This window comes from Lysinibacillus sp. NPDC092081 (assembly GCF_044755845.1).
Taxonomy (GTDB): domain Bacteria; phylum Bacillota; class Bacilli; order Bacillales_A; family Planococcaceae; genus Lysinibacillus.
The window spans coordinates 190,313-208,840 of the sequence record NZ_JBIVRU010000004.1; the positions used below are offsets into that span (position 1 = coordinate 190,313).

Below are 18,528 nucleotides of genomic sequence, written 5' to 3' on the forward strand. Positions count from 1 at the left end.
GCATTATGACTAGTCATCATTCTTATTTTTTCATTGTCTTAGCTTTCTCTAGATGAACATGCCAAGACAGCGCATCTTCTAATAAATGAGGTGTGTGATGATTACCAGTCCTCTCTACCGCAGCATTGTAATATGCCCACAATTGCTGACGGTAATCAGGGTGTGCACAATTATTAATTAATAGAGGTACCCGTTCTTTTGGTGCTAAACCACGTAAATCGGCTACCCCGAACTCTGTAACAATGACGTCCACATCATGCTCTGTATGGTCCACATGAGATACCATTGGGACAATACTTGAGATATTACCACCCTTTGCATAGGATTTTGTGACGAATATTCCTAAACGTGCATTACGGGCGAAATCACCGGATCCTCCAATGCCATTCATCATTTTTGAACCAGAAACATGTGTTGAGTTTACATTTCCATAAATATCAACCTCAAGTGCTGTATTGACGGAAATTAATCCTAAACGTCGAATAATTTCTGGATGATTGGATATTTCTTGAGGTCGTAAAATTAAACAATCTCTATACTTTTCTAGCTGACTATAAACCTGCTCACCACGTTCCTGTGATAATGTAATGGACGTACCAGAAGCGGATTTCACCTTTCCTGCATCTATTAATTCAAATACGGCGTCCTGTAATACCTCTGAATATATTTCTAAATCCTCAAACTCTGATTCTAGAAAACCATTTAAAACCGCATTTGCTATGGATCCTACGCCTGATTGGATAGGTGCTAATGTTTCCGTTAAACGACCAGCCTTAACTTCATCACGTAAAAAATTGAGTAAATGCTCTGCCATTTTAGCTGTTTCCTCATCTGGCTGTACAATTGTTGATGGAGCATCCGTTTTTTCAGATAGCACGATGCCTCGTACCTTAGTAATATCTAATGGAATACCCAAAGTTCCAATTCGCTCCCCTGCACTATTTAAAGGAATAGGACTGCGTTTCCCTTGTACATCAGGAATATAAATATCATGAATTCCCTCTAAAGAGTCAGGATGCGAAACATTTAGTTCAATAATAATTTCATTAGCCATTTGCATGATAATTGGAGAATTTCCTACAGAAGTTGTTGGTATCAGCAAGCCATCTTCGGTAATTGCATTAGCTTCAATTATAGCAAAGTCAATAGGTCCTACAATTCTTTGACGAATTAACTCTGCATTATGTGAAACATGCGCATCCGTGTACAGTACTTCTCCATTATTTATCATTCGACGAATTGCTGGATCACCTTGATAAGGAGCTCGTTTACGAATAATACCAGCTTCAGCCATCTGTTGATCAACTTCTGGACCAAGTGAGGCTCCTGTATAAACATCAACTTGGAATTTTTCCCCTTTTGCTTTTTCTACAAGCGCCAGTGGTACTATTTTTGCATCTCCTGCCCTCGTAAAGCCACTCATTCCTAATAACATTCCATCTTTTATCCAAGATGCCGCTTCTTGAGCTGTTACAATTTTATCTTGTAAGGCAACATGTCGAATTTTCTTATGTGTTAGTTTTAACATAATATATGATTCCCCTTATCAACTATCAATTTTTATTCAGACCAAGGTGAGTACAAGACGCAGTCACAAAAGTTCTTAGATTTGTAATTTGGAATGTACAATGCACAAACATCAGATTTAATATTGCCAAATGTTGTTTCGGGTTTATGCTTGAATCCTTCAAAAAATGCTGGCAAAATTTTTTGTTTAAATTGGTTACGTGGGAAAGCATGGATAATTTCATTTCGTTCTTCACTCGTCAAATCATGATAACCGTCTCCCATTACATCAAGACCTACCCCGGCATACAGTAATGCGACTTCATTTTCTTTATGCTCTGCTACACCGATCGTAGTATGTAGGGCAATGGCATCCCAAACAAGTTGTATTGAATCATCATCGATATGATGGTGTGCTAGAAATTGACGGGCTGCATTTGCACCATCCACCTCAAAGCGTTTATCTAAGCTACTAAATTGTTTTGTTAAACCTAAATCATGAAACAGAGCACTTACATATAGCAGTTCTTCATCAAATTTTCTCTGAGCTTTTTTACCTTGTAGTGCCCCAAACAAATAAACTCGATTTGAGTGATTCCAAAGCAATTCAGAACCATGTTCTTTTAAAATATCCTGAGCTTCAAATGCCAAACGGCTGTCAGGTATTTTAATACCAGCAATATTTGTCATCCGTAGTACCTCCCTTATTTAAAGTAGCAACTATTGCTTATAAAGAATTATAAGAAGCGAATTTCTATATATCAATTCTATAATTTCTATAATAACCATAGATTTTTTCTATGATTCAGTAGAATAAGACCGATTATGTGAAAATAAAAAGATTCCTTTGATGCACATTCTTGGGGTACGAATGCCATCAAAGGAATCCTTTATAAAAAATAAAAGCCTAGTTTTCTCTGCATTGTATGCGAGATAGTTAGGCCTTTTTCTGCTCGGTGTAAACTAAAGTAATTATAGTCTAACCTTAACCTCAGTACCGTCCTTAGCTTTGACATCAACTAGCACGATCCCCTTATAATTCTTCAGTTCCTGGACGATAGGCTTTAGCGCTCCTTTGTCTATCAATGGAAAGGTAAAGTCCAGTTTTTTTCTTTCAAAGTGCTCTTTTGTCCATATGCTTGCTTTTTGTTGAAAAAATTTTGAAGACAAAATTGAAATAACAATGTTTAACATAGCATATGGAACTGGGATGGTAAAACGAACGTCTTTTGCTTTCACTTTTACATGCATCATAAGTAAATCTCTATTCAATAATGACCGAAACGGTATCCCCGTTTGCCGATTTAATATCAACAATTTGGCCATCTAATTCGTTTTCGATTGCTTCAATAATAAGGTTTATGTCTATATCTTTAACGTATTTTTCCGATTGAGGAATACTTGCTGCGATGCTGTGTCCAGCCATTAATACAACCTTGACAAGCTTTAAAGGCAAATTGACCGTGACGTTATCATTTTCGGCTGATACAACACGAATTTTTAAAGTTTTATCTAAGTATTTAGTCGGTTTTTCTAAAAGGTTATTATCTGTTTCTTCTTTCTCTTTTAATATTTGAATCAGTTCTGATGCCTTATCTGCATCAATCTTGCCTTCTTGAATCATTGTTAACACTCTTGAGATTTCCTCTTTCATAATATATTCCTCCTTAATCCTCTTTTAAAAGTTTAATGGCTTCTTCTGCTGTGATCTCTCCATTTTCCAGCATAGTGACTACTTTTTTCTCGTCTACTTCGTTTTTCTTCTTCTGCACATAGCCAAGGGATGAAATGATGTCTGTTAGCTTGCCTCGAACCGTTGGATACGAAATCCCCAGTTCCTTTTCAACTTCTTTGATATTCCCTCTGCATGTTAAAAATACTTCAACAAAATGAAGCTGATCCTTTGATAAGGATGCCAGCTTAGATAATTCAAACTCATTTTCAATCGTCGTGTGACAATGAGTGCACTGTAACTTTGTAATTTTTAATGTTTTACTGCAGACAGGACAATTTGTAATTACTTTATAAGCCATAGTTAAGTCCTTTCCTTTTAGTTAATTTGATTATACAACAAGTATTTTAAAATGTTAATAATAAAATTAATGTTTATAATAAAAAAAATCAATAATATTAACTCATCATTTAACATTATTAATTCAAGTTTTCTCTAAATAGAAAAACTCCATTTTAAACAGAATGATCAAAATGGAGTCTAAATTCCAACTCAAATCTTTTATTTTTCATAGCATTTTTGAAAATTGAATAGATAGATAAGGTTTTCGGAAGTTTTATAGAAATTCAAACTTTTCTTGTTGTAGCCAAGCTTAGCAAGGAAAGGCTTAATGTCCTGTTTCATTAAGCTCATTAAAAATTAGCTGCTATAGGACCCCTCTTATTTGGTAGACTACACTTGATTTTCCATGCTCATCAATTTCATTCCAATCAAATAGCGACACTATAATTGTAATAGAGCCAGTGACAGCCAAAATTCGATTTTACCGTATGCTTTGACTGATAATGTATTAAACAATAGATGATTTCGAAAAATTTATAAAAATTGTCTCCATCCTCGGTGAAATAACAAGGGAGTCACTTAAAAATAAATAACGGTTTTTCAGTTAGGTGAAAGGGTGAAACATCTAAATTATCACTCAAACCCCTTTCTATCCAATTTTTTCAACTATTTTTAGTAAAATTGACCATAATTATTGCAGAAGTTTTACACAGTTAAAATTAAGGTTTCAATTTTGCTGTTTAAAGGGAATCGGTAATATTATTGAAAAATAACTCATGCCTGTTTCATGCTATCCTTACTTTAGTCAAAGTCGAAAGCTTTTTGAAAGGAGCAAGGTTAAATTGAAGAAAAAATGGTTACTACCCATTTTCGCATCGTTTATGTTCTTCACAGGCATGAGTGTTCATGATGCGAAAGCGGCAACAATAGCAGATATAACAAATACAGCAAAAGCATATATAGGTGTTCCATATCAATATGGAGGAACAGATATTAAGACAGGTGTAGATTGCTCAGCATATACACAAATCGTTTTTTCTAAGGTAGGGATTTCACTACAACGTACATCTACAGCTCAATATCAGCAAGGTACTGCTATTGCTAAAGATCAGTTGAAGACTGGTGATCTTGTATTTTTTAATACTTCGGGAAGCGGTGTTTCCCATGTTGGCATATACATAGGTGACAGCAATTTTATTTCAGCGACTACAAGTTCTGGGGTTAAAATCGATAAAATCAATGATCCCTATTACTGGGGATCTCGTTACGTAGGGGCAAAACGCATTGCAAACTTCACTGAAAATGATTTGGGAGAAGTAAAAGGCACTGAAGTCGACTTTAGCGTTTATGCATCGCGTGGAGAGGTAGCTCTTAAACTGGCTAATCAATTACATTTAGATACTAGTAATACCAATTCAAGTTTTCCTGATGTAAGCCCAACGTCTAAATATGCAGGTGCTGCGGAAGCACTAAAAAAACTCGGCGTTTTTACGGGTGATGTAAATGGAAAATTCAATGCAGGTTCTCCAATAACACGTGGTCAATTAGCGAAAGTTTTAGTGGAAGCATTCCATTTAAAACAACAAGGAACACCATTACAATTTGATGATGTTTCAAGTACGCACTGGGCTTACAATTATGTAGCCATTCTCTCTTCCAATAAAATTACGATTGGTAAAGGTAACAATACTTTCGGGGTGAACGATAATGTCACACTAGTACAATTAGATACCTTTCTCCAACGATTAGCTCAATAATTTCAAGAAAAGGTGTTTCATCTATAGATGAGATGCCTTTTTTTCGTTCTTTTGCTTCTAGGCAATATCATTTCACACTCCCCCCTACCTGTCACGCTTTCTTCAATGAAAACAAAATATAAATCGTATCAATTTCATAGGATTCTTCCAAAACCCACGAGGTTTGGGTTAAAATTCGCTGCAACCCCTCCAGCCCAAGATACCGGATTTGCACGCCAATAAACTCTGTAAAACCAAGGTATCCCGGATTTACATTCGCCCGGTCGAAAATTAACGAACCCGTGACCCGAGCGTCCGCCGGGGAGTTGGTAAAGAAATGGTTTAGATTTTCAATGATGTCTGAATCCGAACCGTACTCAAAAAGACCTCCCTCCGATGAACAGAGTTGAATCCAGTCGGAACGTTCTAAACTCATCTTTAGTAATGACTCTGGTTGGCTCCAGTCATAATGAATAATATTGAGGGTAATGTCCAGGCCATGAAAGCGTTCCCCAGGCTGCTTCAAAACATCGATGCACCGTTTGGCGAAATTGGGACCGTAAGTATCGATATCTAAAATGTTGATCTCAATCTTCTGTCCCTTCAGTAATTCCGGGTCCGCTTCTTGCATTAGAATCAGGGTGTTGATACTGTCAGTAGCGGCCCCACCAGCGATATTGAAGAAACAAAGGTTCCGTTCAGGGAATTGCTTAAGTTGGGCTAGTAAAATTTTCGACTGGCGCCGGCAAAGATCCCTCAGCCTGATTCGGAGTCCCATAAAAGAGGTTTGCTTCACCGCCCACTTATCCCGGAAGCCTAATTTTATCCCTCGGCTTAAGTCGGGGCCAAGTTTGTACAGCAAAGTACGCATGCCGCTAAGATAGGAATTGTCGACATTCGACATTTTCACAAAAATGTTCCGGATAAATCCAGGCATCTTCTTTAGTGATTCAATGCTCCGGGCTGACTTGCGACAGTTCAAATGATACGCCTGTTCATCAATACTTGCGTTAAAAAGTGGATGAGTTATATCTAGGATAGGTAATTGAATTTCATTTTCGAAAACCGCATAGAGAATTCGCTCATTTTGTTTCGCATTCATAATTTCAACTCCACCTTACTTGAACGATGATTTTTGATCTAACTAAAATCAATAACTTAAGTACACTCTTAAATATCCAATAAAAAATCACCCCTTACTAACGAGGTGATTTTTATCTAATAATTATATGCGCCATTACTCAATATTAGCTTCTGTTTTGCTGAAAAGTATTCTTATAGAACAAACATCGCAATGTTAAAGTTATAAATCAACATTAATTTGAAACCTCCATGTTGAAAATAACGGTTTCTTTTTGATTACACCTAGTCCCATACAGACCAAGCAGCCTCAATATGATTACCTGATGGGTCGGTAAAGACAAAGTATTTAGCATTTTCCCCTCGCATAACAATTTCGGTAACTTCTACACCACTATTTTTTAATGATGAATGTGTATATTCAAGGTCTGGGCAATTTAAAGTAAACGTTTGATACGTGCGACCGTCGCGTAAAAAATCTGCTGTTGTATGATCCCTTGTTTCTACAAGGAGTAATACAACATATCCTTCTTGCGGTGTTAATACTGCTACATAACCAATATCATCTTGAAACTTCGGTGTTTTCAGCTTGAATCCAAGCTTATTTTGGTACCATTCAATTGCTTCATCAATATTGTTAGCTGGTAAATAGAGATAGCCAATTTTACTGAATAACGACTTTTGTTCTTGAGTAATTTCCAATTTCATCACCCCTGATAAAAATTTTATAGGTTGGTTACTAGTATTCTATAAAATCCAGTATATCCCTTTTTACCATTGGAATAATTGTTCGACAAGTAATAGCTTATTGATTTTGTTGTTTTAATAACGACGCAGAATAAATGAACAAAGTTTGTAAACAATATCCCTAAAAAGGGGGCGAGAAAATGAAAAAAATAGTGTTTGTTGTCTTACTTTTATTAATTTCAGTTGGTGCTGTTGAGAAAGTATCTGCTCGAACACTACAATCAACTGAAGATCCATTAGAAGTCGCTGAACAGCAAGAATTATCAATAAAGGAAGCGATTGAATTAGCCTATCCGCCTGCATCGAAATGGAATAAAAATGCTCAATTAATAGATGCAATAAATATTGATTTAGATAAGCCTGGGAAGTCAATTGGAAGTAACGGCAAAAGAAAGCACTGGAATATTTTATTTGGAGTGCCAGAAACTAATAAGGCTTTTTTAGTAACCATTCATGACGGAAAAATAGATGATACAAATGATTTAACGAGCGATGGTGCTTCTCCTTACCCTGAAAAAGAGTTTATACAAATGAAAGATATTAAGTATGATTCACCTGAATTGCTTCAAAAAGCTCTAAAAATTGGCGGTATTTATCCAGGAAAAGATTGGGCTAAAGGGTATAATTTTATGCTTAGAAAAGATATAGAGAGAAATGTTACCCTTTTATTAGTAATAGGTTGGAATAGTAACCAAACAAAAATGGAAGCAGCGGGCTTTAATGCTTCAACAGGAGAATACATTAAACCTAGTTAAATTTCATTCATTATGAAGCTAAGGTGGGGCTTTTGTGAAATAAGGAGGATCAACATAATCAATCTTTCTTATATTATTCGCCGACCTTTAGCTTTTTATCACCATATTTCAGGGTCACTTTTACATGAGTGATCTTTTTTATTTATAAAATTTTTTTAAATTTTAATCTAATGAGTAGTTAAATATCGCAATTCCATTTTACAACTATTCATATTATAGATTGTAGAAAGGAGGTAATTACTATGTCTGATTACTGCGGAAATGGCGGCGGTTATGGTACTGGTTCAGCATTTGCGCTAATCGTTGTTCTATTCATTCTATTGATTATTGTCGGCACTAGCTTCATCGGATTCTATTAATACCCAATACCGCCTCCAATACCCATAATTAATAGGATAATATAAACTTATCCTTTCCCTTCAAATATTTACTAAGGGTCACTTTCCTCCGGTGACCCTTAGTAAATATTTTCCTAATAAAAGTATCCATTATTTACGTAATAGTATTTTTCATCCCCTCTTGGAGATAGTAAGAAAACACACGATTACACAGTCAGTTGAAGATATTACTGATAACTAAAATGTTCGTGTTTTATTCCATTAATAAAGCGTTCAGCCAATGGAGAAATCGCATTTCAAGAACTTAAACACAAATATTCAGGTTGGATTACGTTGGAATGTTCGTTAAAATTAAAATGCCTTTATTGATACTAAATACATATAGTCCTACATTCAAACATTCTTTACTGCAGGCAAAAAAATAACATGGAACACGCCTCAAATAGATTGACAATGTTCCACGTTATTCTCTGTGTTTAAAGGAAATACAGAATCATTCCGCAATATACAATTATTCTCTTCTGTGCGTACCTCTAAGATTTAGTTTTGGTCTAGCTCTAAAGGCAAAAAAGCATATTCCACGTTTTTAATAACCGAACATTCACGAACTCGAATAGGATGTTTGAAAATTGGCCCATCTAATACTGTCGTATGGAACTCTCCACCTTCTCCACAAGGGTCAATACCACGAGCTTCGAGCTCCTTTATATATTCATGAGTTAACGTTCGACCTAAATCGTCCTCTCGCATTCCCAATGATAAATTAACTGTTACAATGATCGTAACAAATCCTAGATTTATGAACTCATCGACGGCTTCACGATGATCCATTTCCCATAAAGGCATGCCAAGTTTTAATCCAGCATTCTTCGAAACCTTGTCATGCCAGCAGCCATGTTCAGGCATATCTATGTCTCCTGTTACTAAAACTTCTGCACCTTGATTTTTAGCTTTTTCTAAAAGGTGCATAAATACTTTTTCATATGCTGTCCAGCTTGCTGCAGCAGTATAAACAGGTAAACCTATAGAGTTAGCTTGAGCACGTATGAGTTCCGGTGGCATTCCATGGGATCTAGAACGTTCTCCTTCTTCCTCCAACATGACGATTAATCCAAGCGCTTCTCCAACCTTCATTGCTTTATATAAAGCTAAGACACTATCTTTTCCACCACTAAAAGAAGCAATGAATTTATGCCCGCTAGCATTATTTTTCCAATCCAATTCTGTCATTGTTATCTTTCTCCTTTAATTCTAATGACTTTTCAAAATACTTCTTCAGAATAACATAAAAACTCATGTGCAATTTTTATTTTTGCACATGAGTTTAGCTTGTCGATAAAATAAAAAATAAATATGGCTTGATTTAATTATTTTGCTCAAGGCATTGGTAAATCGCCATCATATCTCGTTTATTCAACTCACGAATACGGTTGAAAATTGGAATATCTACAACAGCCTCCGTTCGTAAACTTTCAGCCACAACATCACTTACTTTGCCAGTTAGCCATGTTTGCACATCGACACCATCGACGATTTCCTTTCGCCCTTCATCATTGATGCCACTTTCATAGCAACTTACACATGGTACTGATAATTTATAGACGCCTTCATGGAGATTATCTTCTGAAATGACTTTCTTCCCATGACAGAATGGACATTTATGACTTGCTTTAATTTTATTAATTTGTGTCACAATTTTTTTGTAGCCAAATGCTTCATAGACGTACGTTAGTTTTTTGTATTTTCCATTAGTGAAATACTTATCAATGATGGTTTCTCTCGTTTCATCAATGTTGGCAAAATCACAGATTGTTATTAGATTTTTGCTGCTTATTGCTTCGATATTATCTTTAATTTTGTCCCAGAATGGTAAAACATTATTTAGTACTATTTCATAACCGGCAAAGCTTGCTAGATCTAATTCAAGCATTTTCAACGATACTTGTGTTTCTCTAGGAAGTAAGGAGACATCTTCCGTAAGAGTCATATCGCCACCTACAATTGCTTTTAGTTTTCCAAGCTCTGGTAAGTTCCCTACAGTTTTTATGACCTGATCGATCGGTTGGTGAATAAGTTTACGAATATCAGTGTTCCCAAACGTTAGTTTTTTCTTATGGTTTAGCACCGCTCCTTGACAAATTGGGCAGGCAATCATTTCTTTAGATTCTTTCATTTGCTCTTTAATAATTGATTTCGAAATAACGATATAACGTCCAAGGATAAAATTAAAACCTTCCCATTTTTTTGAGGACTTAGTTGCTTTATCATAAAATGCCTTTTCCCAATAACCATATAGGAAGGTATGTCTTTCTTCTTCTGTCATCTCATTGTAGCTTTTACTAATATCTTGACCTAGTTCATTTTTGATCTCATCAAACAGGAATTGCAATTTCGGATATTGATAATATGTTAATACTTCCATCACGTCTGGATGTAATAAGCCATCCCAAAATGGCACTGTTTTGTCTTGTATGACGATATCGAAATCAAATTTTTCAATTTCCAGGCGGCCAGAACAGCTTGGACAATGATTTTCTTGACTAAAGAAATCGAAGCTTCTCGTATCTTTATTGTTCGGATGTGCAGCCACAATATGGTTAATCAGGCCACCAATTTCATATAAAAAACTATATTGACTATATAAGTGTCTTTCCAGGTCAATGGCGATGACTGGTGCAATTGTTGCAGATTCGTACTCACCATAAATTAAACGTGCCATGGATGATAAGCTTTTTAAAATACCGCCTTTATAGATGTTTTCAGCATTTTTATAATAGCTAATATGATGTTCTTCTAAGTAATGAATGTCATTTTTTGAAGCTAGTGTAGAAGTTATATGCAATGAAGCATTAGCACTTTTACTGTTAAGTTGACTAAAATAATCATCATGACTGACAACATCAAGATGTCGAACAGGCTCCTGCTGTCTTTTTCCAAAATCAACGATAAAATCAGAGCTATCTATCATATAAGCATTATGTTCAATCATCATAATCGAGACCGATTCATCTTGTAGAATGTCCCTGACACTATCTATGAATTGGTTTAAAATATTTTGCGATAACCCTTTTGAAGGTTCGTCAAAAATAAACAGTGTATGAGGGTTTCTAGCGTTCGAAAACAGCTCAGAAACTAAATGAACACATTGAAATTCACCTGTCGATAAGGATTGTGTTTTTCTTTCCAGCGTCAAATAACCGAGCCCAAGTTTGATTAGTAAACTTAAGCGTTTATGAGCGATGTCTTCATTTGGAAGCTCCTCAATAATGTCTTCAATGGAGCGTTGAAATATATCGTCTATGTCGTCACTGTATTTCGTCATTTTTCGTTTGATATCAAGAAACGTTGCAACAGTTGATCGGCTAGTTATCGATTGGTTTCGGTCTTGTCCTACCATGACCAGTTTATCTTTTGGATATCGTTTTAGGAAATCTTTGGAGATACACTCATTGACAAGGGTTGATTTCCCACAGCCAGACTCACCTGTAACGGTTACAAGTCTATTTTTAGGAATCTGAATGTCAGCCACTTCAATATTACGACAGTAAAGACCATGAAACTGATAATAGTCTGTAGGCATTGCCTGATTTCGTTCACATTGGATTGGTTCTGGACGTGGTGATTCTTCAACGATTCTACCGCCGTACTTCCCGCTGCCTGGCCCGAAGTACAGTTGCCCATCTGCTGTGTCTAGTACCGTATCAGAATGATCAATAAGCCAAATTTGGTTTTTATAGCCCAATTGTTTAATCTGGTCTAAAATCTTCAAAAGGGTTTGGTGATCAAGACCAACAGAAATTTCATCAATAATAATCACGGTATTTTCACTAGCGGCCATAAATTCTGCCAAGTAGAGTCGTGTTAATTCCCCGCCAGATAAGGTACCCATGATCCGATTTATTGTTAAGTAACCAATATTCATATTGATAATATTTTCAAGAATATGTTGTCTCTCTTCGCTTATATTTAATTCCTCTGAAAGGGAATAAATCGCCTCAATACTTAAATTGTTCATATCGGAAATACTGTGTGGTTGATTCCATAACTCTAGCTTATATTGCTCAACTTCTGGATTGTAACGCTTGCCCTCACACTTTTTACATTCGACATTTTTGGTCGTCCCACGTCCTTTACATGCAGGGCACCAGCCTAATGCATTATTAAAGGAAAAAACCTCTGGCGAAAGATCAAACTTATCCGCAAGTCTTTCACGAATCTCTTTAAAAACGCCTGTATGAGTACCGACCGTTGAACGTGGATTGGTAGAAATGGATGATTTTCCTAGAAAAAGGACTAAAGGCATTTCTTCCATCTTGATGGCACTGAAATTCGTTTCCATTATATTAGGAAATAAATACTGATATTCAGCCTTTGGCAATAAAGAAACGAGTCGCTTCTTGGATTCTTCACCAATTGTTTGACAAAATGTAGTTTTACCAGATCCGGACAAACCAGCAATTCCTAAAGATTGATCTTCCGGCAAGTCGACATCTAAGCGGTTTATATTGTTAGCAATTAATTGATTTATTTTCATCCGATATTCTCTCCATTCCATCTAGTACAGTCATGTTAGCACAACTTCAACTGTATTTGTTATGTTTATGAATCAACATTAAAAATGACGCTTTTCGTGTCCTGAAAAGCGCCAAACGATTAATATGGATTATTCTCCTTACCTTTTTGATACCTGCTTAAAAGGTTGATCTTGAAAAGCAGGTATCATGGGAGAAGAAGAAATCATTTTATGCTAACACTTTTTCAAGCTGATTCCCCATGTTAACCCAAGCATATTTAGCACCCTCGATTGCTCCTTCGCGAGCTTTCGTTGCTTCACTGAATCCGCTTTGATCAAGATGTAAATGTGTAGTTCCATCTGAACCTTCTGTCAACGTCCATGTCACAGTAGTGATTTCTCCGGCACTTGCCCAAGTGTAAGATAATGTATGAGGCTCTTCCACTTTAAGTACCTCGCAATTGACAATTCCATCCCACCATTCATTTGGCTCAGCTCGGAATTGAAATTTATGTCCTACGATTGGTTTAAAGTCATTTTTCCAAATCCATTTTTCTAGAGTGTCTGAATCCGTTAATGCGTTCCAAACTTTCTCGATTGAACTTGTAAATTGATAATCTAAAGATACATCTGCTGTCATTTTTCTTCCTCCAATAAAAGATTTAATATAGCCATTCTTTCTTTCCAGAATCCTTCGTAATATGATACCCAATCTTGAATTTCTTTCAAAGGACCGGCATTCAACCGATACCTCGTTTCTCTACCAACCCTTCGAGCAATTACGAGATCAGCATCTTTAAGGATAGCCAAATGCTTAGAAACTGCTGTGCGACCCATTTGAAATTGAGACGTTAATTCGTGAAGAGGTAATTCTTTCGCATCTGCCAACAAGCGTATTAATTGACGTCTTGTGGGGTCAGCAATAGCAGCATAAACATCACGCTCTTGAGTCTTGTCGCTCAAAATCGACCCCCCCCTTATGAATTGGACACTGATTGGTGTCTTAATTATATGACACTAATTAGTGTCTAGTCAAATTTATTTTGGGATAATGGCAATAGTTTTATTCTCTAATCATTAATTAAAATACATTTTGCTATATAATCATTTTAGAAAATGCATTGGAATTTGTGTTAGGTTTGGATTCCCCGTGTACTTGTAGTATCACTAACAGTCTAAGCCTATTTGATCACTCGATTTTTTGCTTTCAATAAAAAAACAAACCGAAATTAGATTATTCGGTTTGCCTTATTAAATCCATAAAAATTTAATCTCTGTAGTTGACTACTACGTAACGTAATACTTTATATTCTAGATATCAGGGGTGATTCTTAGTGAAAACAATTAAAGAAATTTCGCATTTAACGGGTGTTTCAGTTAGAACCTTGCAATATTATGACAAAATTGATTTATTGAAGCCTTCAAATTATACGCAATCCGGATATCGACAATATGATTCAGATTCATTAATTAAGCTGCAGCAAATTTTATTCTATAAAGAGCTGGGATTCTCTTTAAAAGAAATTGAGTTATTGCTAAACGATCCTACTTCTGATTATCAAACTAAACTATCAAGGCAACGTTCGCTCATGGCGCAAAAGAAAGAAGGACTTGAAAGTATAATTTCCTTGATAGATTCTATTCTCAAAGGAGAGAAAGATATGGATTTTGAAGTATTTAAAAAAGTATTGGGCAATAAAATGCCTTCTATAGTTAAAGACAAAGAGCAACTAGCAAACCAACTTAGCGTTGAAAATTTCACCTCTATAAAAGATGTTTGGGGGGAGAAGGAGTTTCTTAATCTACCAACTATTTCGAAGGATGAATTTGATGAGTTTATGGAGCAAAGCGATATTCTATTAAAAGCTCTAGCCCAAGAAACTGATGAGTTAAAGCAAATGCACATTATTAGTAGTTGGATCGAATTGCATGTAGCTACGTTCAATATTAATAACCCTAAAGCTTTCGCAAAGATTACTTCTCATCTATATGAAAGCGACGAAAATGCAATAGCCCAAGTCTCAAAGTTTGGAGCAAATTTCAATAAAGTATTATCTAGTTTGCTAGCTAAATTTTCCGTATAAAATATAAAATTCCCGCCCTGGTGATACCATCTAAAATGATTAGGGAAGGTTAAAATATGTTCTTCCCTAATCATACATGTTATGAAAAAATTTTTAGTATCCTTGAGCAAAGCCAAACTGTATTTCGCTTCATTTCCACAGCAAATACAAGTAGTTTTCGTAGTTGGCGGGTTAAAATGTTACGAGAAGTATATTTTGTCTCTTCTTTTTCTTTTTCACTGTTTCCGAATTATTATTCTAGTTATAATCAAGGCACTCACACCAACTAGAATGAAGAAGAGGCATACAGGTAATTGGGCGTTCTCTTGAAGATATAGGGCAATAAACCAACTTCGTACATTTACATCTAGAAGCTTGAGAATAATGGGCACAATCCCCTGTGGCAACGTGAAGATAATCCCCATCGTAACGAGTAGTCCTACCAAAACGGACTTTCCTAAAGATAGATTAGAGAATGTCTCCTCTTTTTCAGCTACTTTGTTATCCACGGATTGAGCTATTCCACCGCACTGCATAAAAGAGAGAATATCTGGACCATGAGCTTCTAAACGACGGTATGATAAGCGTCCGAAATACCAAGCGATGAATAGGCCGGTACACAATCCTACAGGTACACCGGTCCATTTCAGCAAGTTTTGATGTAGCAACGTCCCTAAAGTCAATATGAATAATGTAGGTATCGATGCAAAAAACAGTAATATCAATATCAATAAATTGGTTAAAAATAATTCACCTCCGTTCATGTCATCACCAGAGACAATTGTTCCGCGTCCGCGTCGATGCGGATCTGTCACAGGTACGAGCTTGTAAACTGAGAGGAACAAGATAAGTCCCGCTCCTCCACCTAAAAGTGATGGAAGCAAAGCCAAAACCCATGCCCACGCCCATTCCAACTTACTGAAATAAAGGAATATAAGAGAAATTACGATCGATACGGGTGCTACAACCATTATCCATGCAAACTGTCTGCCCCTCACATCGTTTCGTTCTGAACCCGGTATAGTAATTGATATCCAAAGAGCACCGCCATCAAACCCATAAAGATTGTTCGAGAATATGCAAGTGAACATCACAAGGACTACGCCGATCCAGGGCATTAATAAAGTAACACCACTCAACGATACAAATAAGCCGTAGAATAATCCCGTCCACAGCCCCATACGCAACAATCGCCCTCGCTGCGGATCACGCATCCAAGTCTTCAGTTCCTTAAGAACAACTACCCCAATTTTTGAAGTCTTTGGCGCTAGCACGCTGGCACAAGTAAGGAACATTGATTTATTTCTGCTATATCTATTAATTTGAACCTCATTTTTTGTGCTTACTGACAGTAGCTTTGCCCATGTAATCAATAGTAATCCACACAATAAAGCCAAACCACAGAGAACACCCACAGCTAAAAAGTAATGGGATCGACTTACGGCTTCGATCGCTACCATAGCCCAACCTGATGGCAATATTCGAGCCGCTAAGGAAATTGCTGGCGACGGTTCCTCTACGAACAGGCTAACTGAGGGAAATAAATACCAACCGACGTTAAGAAAAGCTATAACGGCTCCTATGATCAACGCCCCGAATTCCAAACCTAATCTGGATTTCGATGCCTCCCCAATCACCCCCATCACCACTTTGGACAACAGCATGATGATTGCCAGTTGCAACAACATTGAAGGTACGGCAACGATAACAGGCCAAATTCCAAGTCTTGCTGCATAAACAATGAGAGAGAAACAGGCGACTAAGCTAACGGTGGGTCCGATACCGATGAAAGAGGCACCGAGCAACCCTATAGCCAATTTTCGTTGGGCGATAGGTAGCAAGGTAAAGTATTCCGTTTTCAATGCCCCTTCTCCGCCAACTAACATAGGCCCTATGATCCAACCAATCATCCAAAATCCAAAAGCGATGCAGATTAGATCTGCCGATGTTTCATGATTATATAGTACACCAAGTAGAATCGTACTAACTGCTAGCAATAGACCGATTACACCGCCTATAATCATAAGAGTCGCTCGTCCTCCGCTCATCGAGTGGCGAAGCAAGGATATCTTCATTCGAATCATTACATTAACCATGATAGTCTCTTTCCTTCTCCAGAGTGATTCCCAACTAAGTGAACGAAAGCCTCTTCCAGACTTTTACCATTACGGACTATTTCCAATGGACCAGTAGCCGCCACACTCCCCTTCGCAATAACAGCAACATGATCACACAACTGCTCGACTAACGCCATGACATGGCTAGATAAGATGACAGAACCGCCACTGGCAACAAAATGCTGCAAGATGGTTCTTATTGTTGACGCGGAGATAGGATCAACCGCCTCGAACGGCTCGTCAAGCACAAGAAGCTTTGGGGAATGTAGAAGGGCCGTGGCAAGACCAATCTTCTTTCTCATTCCAGTGGAGTAGTTGATAACAAGCGTATGCTCATCGTCACGGAAATCCAAGATCGCAAGCAATTCTTCTGTACGCTCGGCAACAGTCTTCGCATCAAGTCCACGCAGCAATCCCATATAAGTCAAAAGTTCACGCCCGGTTAACCTTTCTGGCAATGACATGCCATCCGGCAGAACCCCGACTAACGTCTTTGCTTGTAAAGGATTTGACCAAACATCAACACCGAATATTCTAGACACTCCACTGTCTGGGCGTAGCAAACCTATTGCCATAGATAATAGAGTCGTTTTTCCTGCACCGTTCGGGCCTACCAAACCGAAAAATGAACCGCAAGGCACAGTCAAATTGACACTGTTAACAACAGTGTTTTCTCCAAATTTTTTACTCAACCCGAGCAGTTGAAGGGCCGAATCCCCGTCTGTCATAACATTTTCCTCCTTAAGTTGCCTTCTGATTATGCTCACAAAGTTACGTTCTGATCGGTTGCCAATTGAAACAAAGTGATTAATTCTTTTGCATAAGCATCAAGATCCAGTTCGGGATTCGTCATTATTTGCGGCGGCACTCCGTCGATCGCCTGTCTAATTGTTATTGCCATAACTCTGGGAGAAAATGTTCGAAATTCTCCGTTCATTTGCCCAAATTGGAAAATCTGCTCTAAGTCGTGAATAGCTGCCTCTTGAAGACTAAAAACAAACGACTCCTTTCCTTCCTTAGGCCGAATTCCTGACCAAATTTCTAATAGAGCTAACATATACGTCTTATGTGCAGACATAAAGGCAATGTTGCTTTCAATGTATACGCTTAACATGTCCCTTGCACTAGTGGCAGATTGTACAAGCGGGTGCATATAAGAGTCGCCGGAAGTGTACACCTTTTCAATGACCTGCCCGATCAACGCTTCTTTGCTTTTGAAGTGATAGGATATCACGCCCGTACTAATACCTGCACGTTTGGCAATTTGAGCTAAGGATGCTTGTGCAAATCCCAAACTGGCAATCGTCTCGATTGCGCACTCCACAATTTGCGTTTGTCTGGCAGCTTCTATAAAACTTCGCTTTTTTTGATTGTTTGCATTATTATTTATATTCATATTTTAAAATTAGCATGACCGTTCAAAAAATTCAATTGTTATTTTGGTCTTTTTTGGAATTTCTAGAGATGGTGAATCTAGGTCAAGGTTAGATTGTATTTTTAGGATTAATAATCGATATAGATGCGCAAATTTCTATGAATGGTTCTAACTGATATTGAAGAACCAAGAACTTATTGATGGCGAGTCTGACCTTTCCATAGAGCTACTATTTTTTTATGAAACAGAAAAAAGCCCGCTTCTCTAAATTAGAGAAGCAAGCT

19 protein-coding genes are annotated in these 18,528 nt (G+C 37.1%); 4 read left to right on the forward strand and 15 right to left on the reverse strand.

Features of this window, described 5'->3' with window-relative positions; translation table 11 throughout:
• Positions 1–22 precede the first annotated feature (22 nt).
• The 6 genes from scpC to ACIQLB_RS09905 form a co-directional block, all read right to left on the reverse strand.
• Positions 23–1,528: a succinyl-CoA:acetate CoA-transferase ScpC gene (gene scpC, locus ACIQLB_RS09880; protein WP_400724490.1), complete on the reverse strand. Its 1,506-nt coding sequence runs from the start codon at positions 1,526–1,528 to the stop codon at positions 23–25.
• 32 nt (positions 1,529–1,560) lie between these two features.
• Complete coding sequence (locus ACIQLB_RS09885) at positions 1,561–2,196, reverse strand: HD domain-containing protein (protein ID WP_400724493.1); 636 nt, start codon at positions 2,194–2,196, stop codon at positions 1,561–1,563.
• Between the two features lie 282 nt (positions 2,197–2,478).
• On the reverse strand, positions 2,479–2,760 hold the full coding sequence (locus ACIQLB_RS09890; RefSeq protein ID WP_400724495.1) for a hypothetical protein: 282 nt from the start codon (positions 2,758–2,760) through the stop codon (positions 2,479–2,481).
• A 10-nt stretch (positions 2,761–2,770) separates the two neighbouring features.
• Positions 2,771–3,160, reverse strand: coding sequence for an SHOCT-like domain-containing protein (locus ACIQLB_RS09895; RefSeq protein ID WP_400724498.1), 390 nt, complete (start codon positions 3,158–3,160; stop codon positions 2,771–2,773).
• Positions 3,161–3,173: 13 nt separating this feature from the next.
• Entirely contained in the window at positions 3,174–3,539 is a 366-nt protein-coding gene (locus ACIQLB_RS09900; protein WP_400724501.1) for a DUF2089 domain-containing protein, read from the reverse strand.
• Positions 3,540–3,739: 200 nt separating this feature from the next.
• Entirely contained in the window at positions 3,740–3,871 is a 132-nt protein-coding gene (locus ACIQLB_RS09905; protein ID WP_400724504.1) for a DUF4304 domain-containing protein, read from the reverse strand.
• A 491-nt stretch (positions 3,872–4,362) separates the two neighbouring features.
• Between ACIQLB_RS09905 and ACIQLB_RS09910 the strand changes: the two genes are divergently transcribed.
• Complete coding sequence (locus tag ACIQLB_RS09910; RefSeq protein WP_400724507.1) at positions 4,363–5,277, forward strand: C40 family peptidase; 915 nt, start codon at positions 4,363–4,365, stop codon at positions 5,275–5,277.
• A 91-nt stretch (positions 5,278–5,368) separates the two neighbouring features.
• Here the strand turns inward: ACIQLB_RS09910 and ACIQLB_RS09915 are convergent, their stop codons facing one another.
• Positions 5,369–6,358: a hypothetical protein gene (locus ACIQLB_RS09915; RefSeq protein ID WP_400724510.1), complete on the reverse strand. Its 990-nt coding sequence runs from the start codon at positions 6,356–6,358 to the stop codon at positions 5,369–5,371.
• A 263-nt stretch (positions 6,359–6,621) separates the two neighbouring features.
• Positions 6,622–7,038, reverse strand: a complete 417-nt coding sequence (locus ACIQLB_RS09920) for a VOC family protein (protein ID WP_400724513.1) — start codon at positions 7,036–7,038, stop codon at positions 6,622–6,624.
• 185 nt (positions 7,039–7,223) lie between these two features.
• Here ACIQLB_RS09920 and ACIQLB_RS09925 point away from each other — a divergent pair, with 185 nt between their 5' ends.
• Entirely contained in the window at positions 7,224–7,838 is a 615-nt protein-coding gene (locus ACIQLB_RS09925; protein ID WP_400724516.1) for a hypothetical protein, read from the forward strand.
• Between the two features lie 242 nt (positions 7,839–8,080).
• On the forward strand, positions 8,081–8,197 hold the full coding sequence (locus ACIQLB_RS09930) for a YjcZ family sporulation protein (protein ID WP_400724519.1): 117 nt from the start codon (positions 8,081–8,083) through the stop codon (positions 8,195–8,197).
• Between the two features lie 519 nt (positions 8,198–8,716).
• Here the strand turns inward: ACIQLB_RS09930 and ACIQLB_RS09935 are convergent.
• From ACIQLB_RS09935 to ACIQLB_RS09950, 4 genes are all read right to left on the reverse strand, one after another.
• Entirely contained in the window at positions 8,717–9,406 is a 690-nt protein-coding gene (locus tag ACIQLB_RS09935; RefSeq protein WP_400724522.1) for a Dph6-related ATP pyrophosphatase, read from the reverse strand.
• A gap of 133 nt (positions 9,407–9,539) precedes the next feature.
• Entirely contained in the window at positions 9,540–12,710 is a 3,171-nt protein-coding gene (locus ACIQLB_RS09940) for an ATP-binding cassette domain-containing protein (RefSeq protein ID WP_400724525.1), read from the reverse strand.
• A 208-nt stretch (positions 12,711–12,918) separates the two neighbouring features.
• Complete coding sequence (locus ACIQLB_RS09945; protein WP_400724528.1) at positions 12,919–13,329, reverse strand: SRPBCC family protein; 411 nt, start codon at positions 13,327–13,329, stop codon at positions 12,919–12,921.
• A complete protein-coding gene (locus tag ACIQLB_RS09950) occupies positions 13,326–13,652 on the reverse strand; it encodes an ArsR/SmtB family transcription factor (RefSeq protein WP_400724531.1) in 327 nt (108 codons plus the stop codon). The genes ACIQLB_RS09945 and ACIQLB_RS09950 overlap by 4 nt, the downstream gene beginning before the upstream one ends.
• Positions 13,653–14,023: 371 nt before the next feature.
• Between ACIQLB_RS09950 and ACIQLB_RS09955 the strand changes: the two genes are divergently transcribed.
• A complete protein-coding gene (locus ACIQLB_RS09955) occupies positions 14,024–14,773 on the forward strand; it encodes a MerR family transcriptional regulator (protein WP_400724534.1) in 750 nt (249 codons plus the stop codon).
• Positions 14,774–14,988: 215 nt separating this feature from the next.
• Here the strand turns inward: ACIQLB_RS09955 and ACIQLB_RS09960 are convergent, their stop codons facing one another.
• Genes ACIQLB_RS09960 through ACIQLB_RS09970 form a run of 3 tightly spaced genes read right to left on the reverse strand, consistent with a single transcriptional unit; the run spans position 14,989 to position 18,265 of the window.
• Positions 14,989–16,776: a hypothetical protein gene (locus ACIQLB_RS09960; protein ID WP_400724536.1), complete on the reverse strand. Its 1,788-nt coding sequence runs from the start codon at positions 16,774–16,776 to the stop codon at positions 14,989–14,991.
• Between the two features lie 59 nt (positions 16,777–16,835).
• The gene (locus ACIQLB_RS09965; RefSeq protein ID WP_400724538.1) at positions 16,836–17,597 is read right to left on the reverse strand and encodes an ABC transporter ATP-binding protein; all 762 of its coding nucleotides are present in this window, start codon (positions 17,595–17,597) and stop codon (positions 16,836–16,838) included.
• A gap of 35 nt (positions 17,598–17,632) precedes the next feature.
• Positions 17,633–18,265, reverse strand: a complete 633-nt coding sequence (locus tag ACIQLB_RS09970; protein WP_400724541.1) for a TetR/AcrR family transcriptional regulator — start codon at positions 18,263–18,265, stop codon at positions 17,633–17,635.
• Positions 18,266–18,528 lie beyond the last annotated feature (263 nt).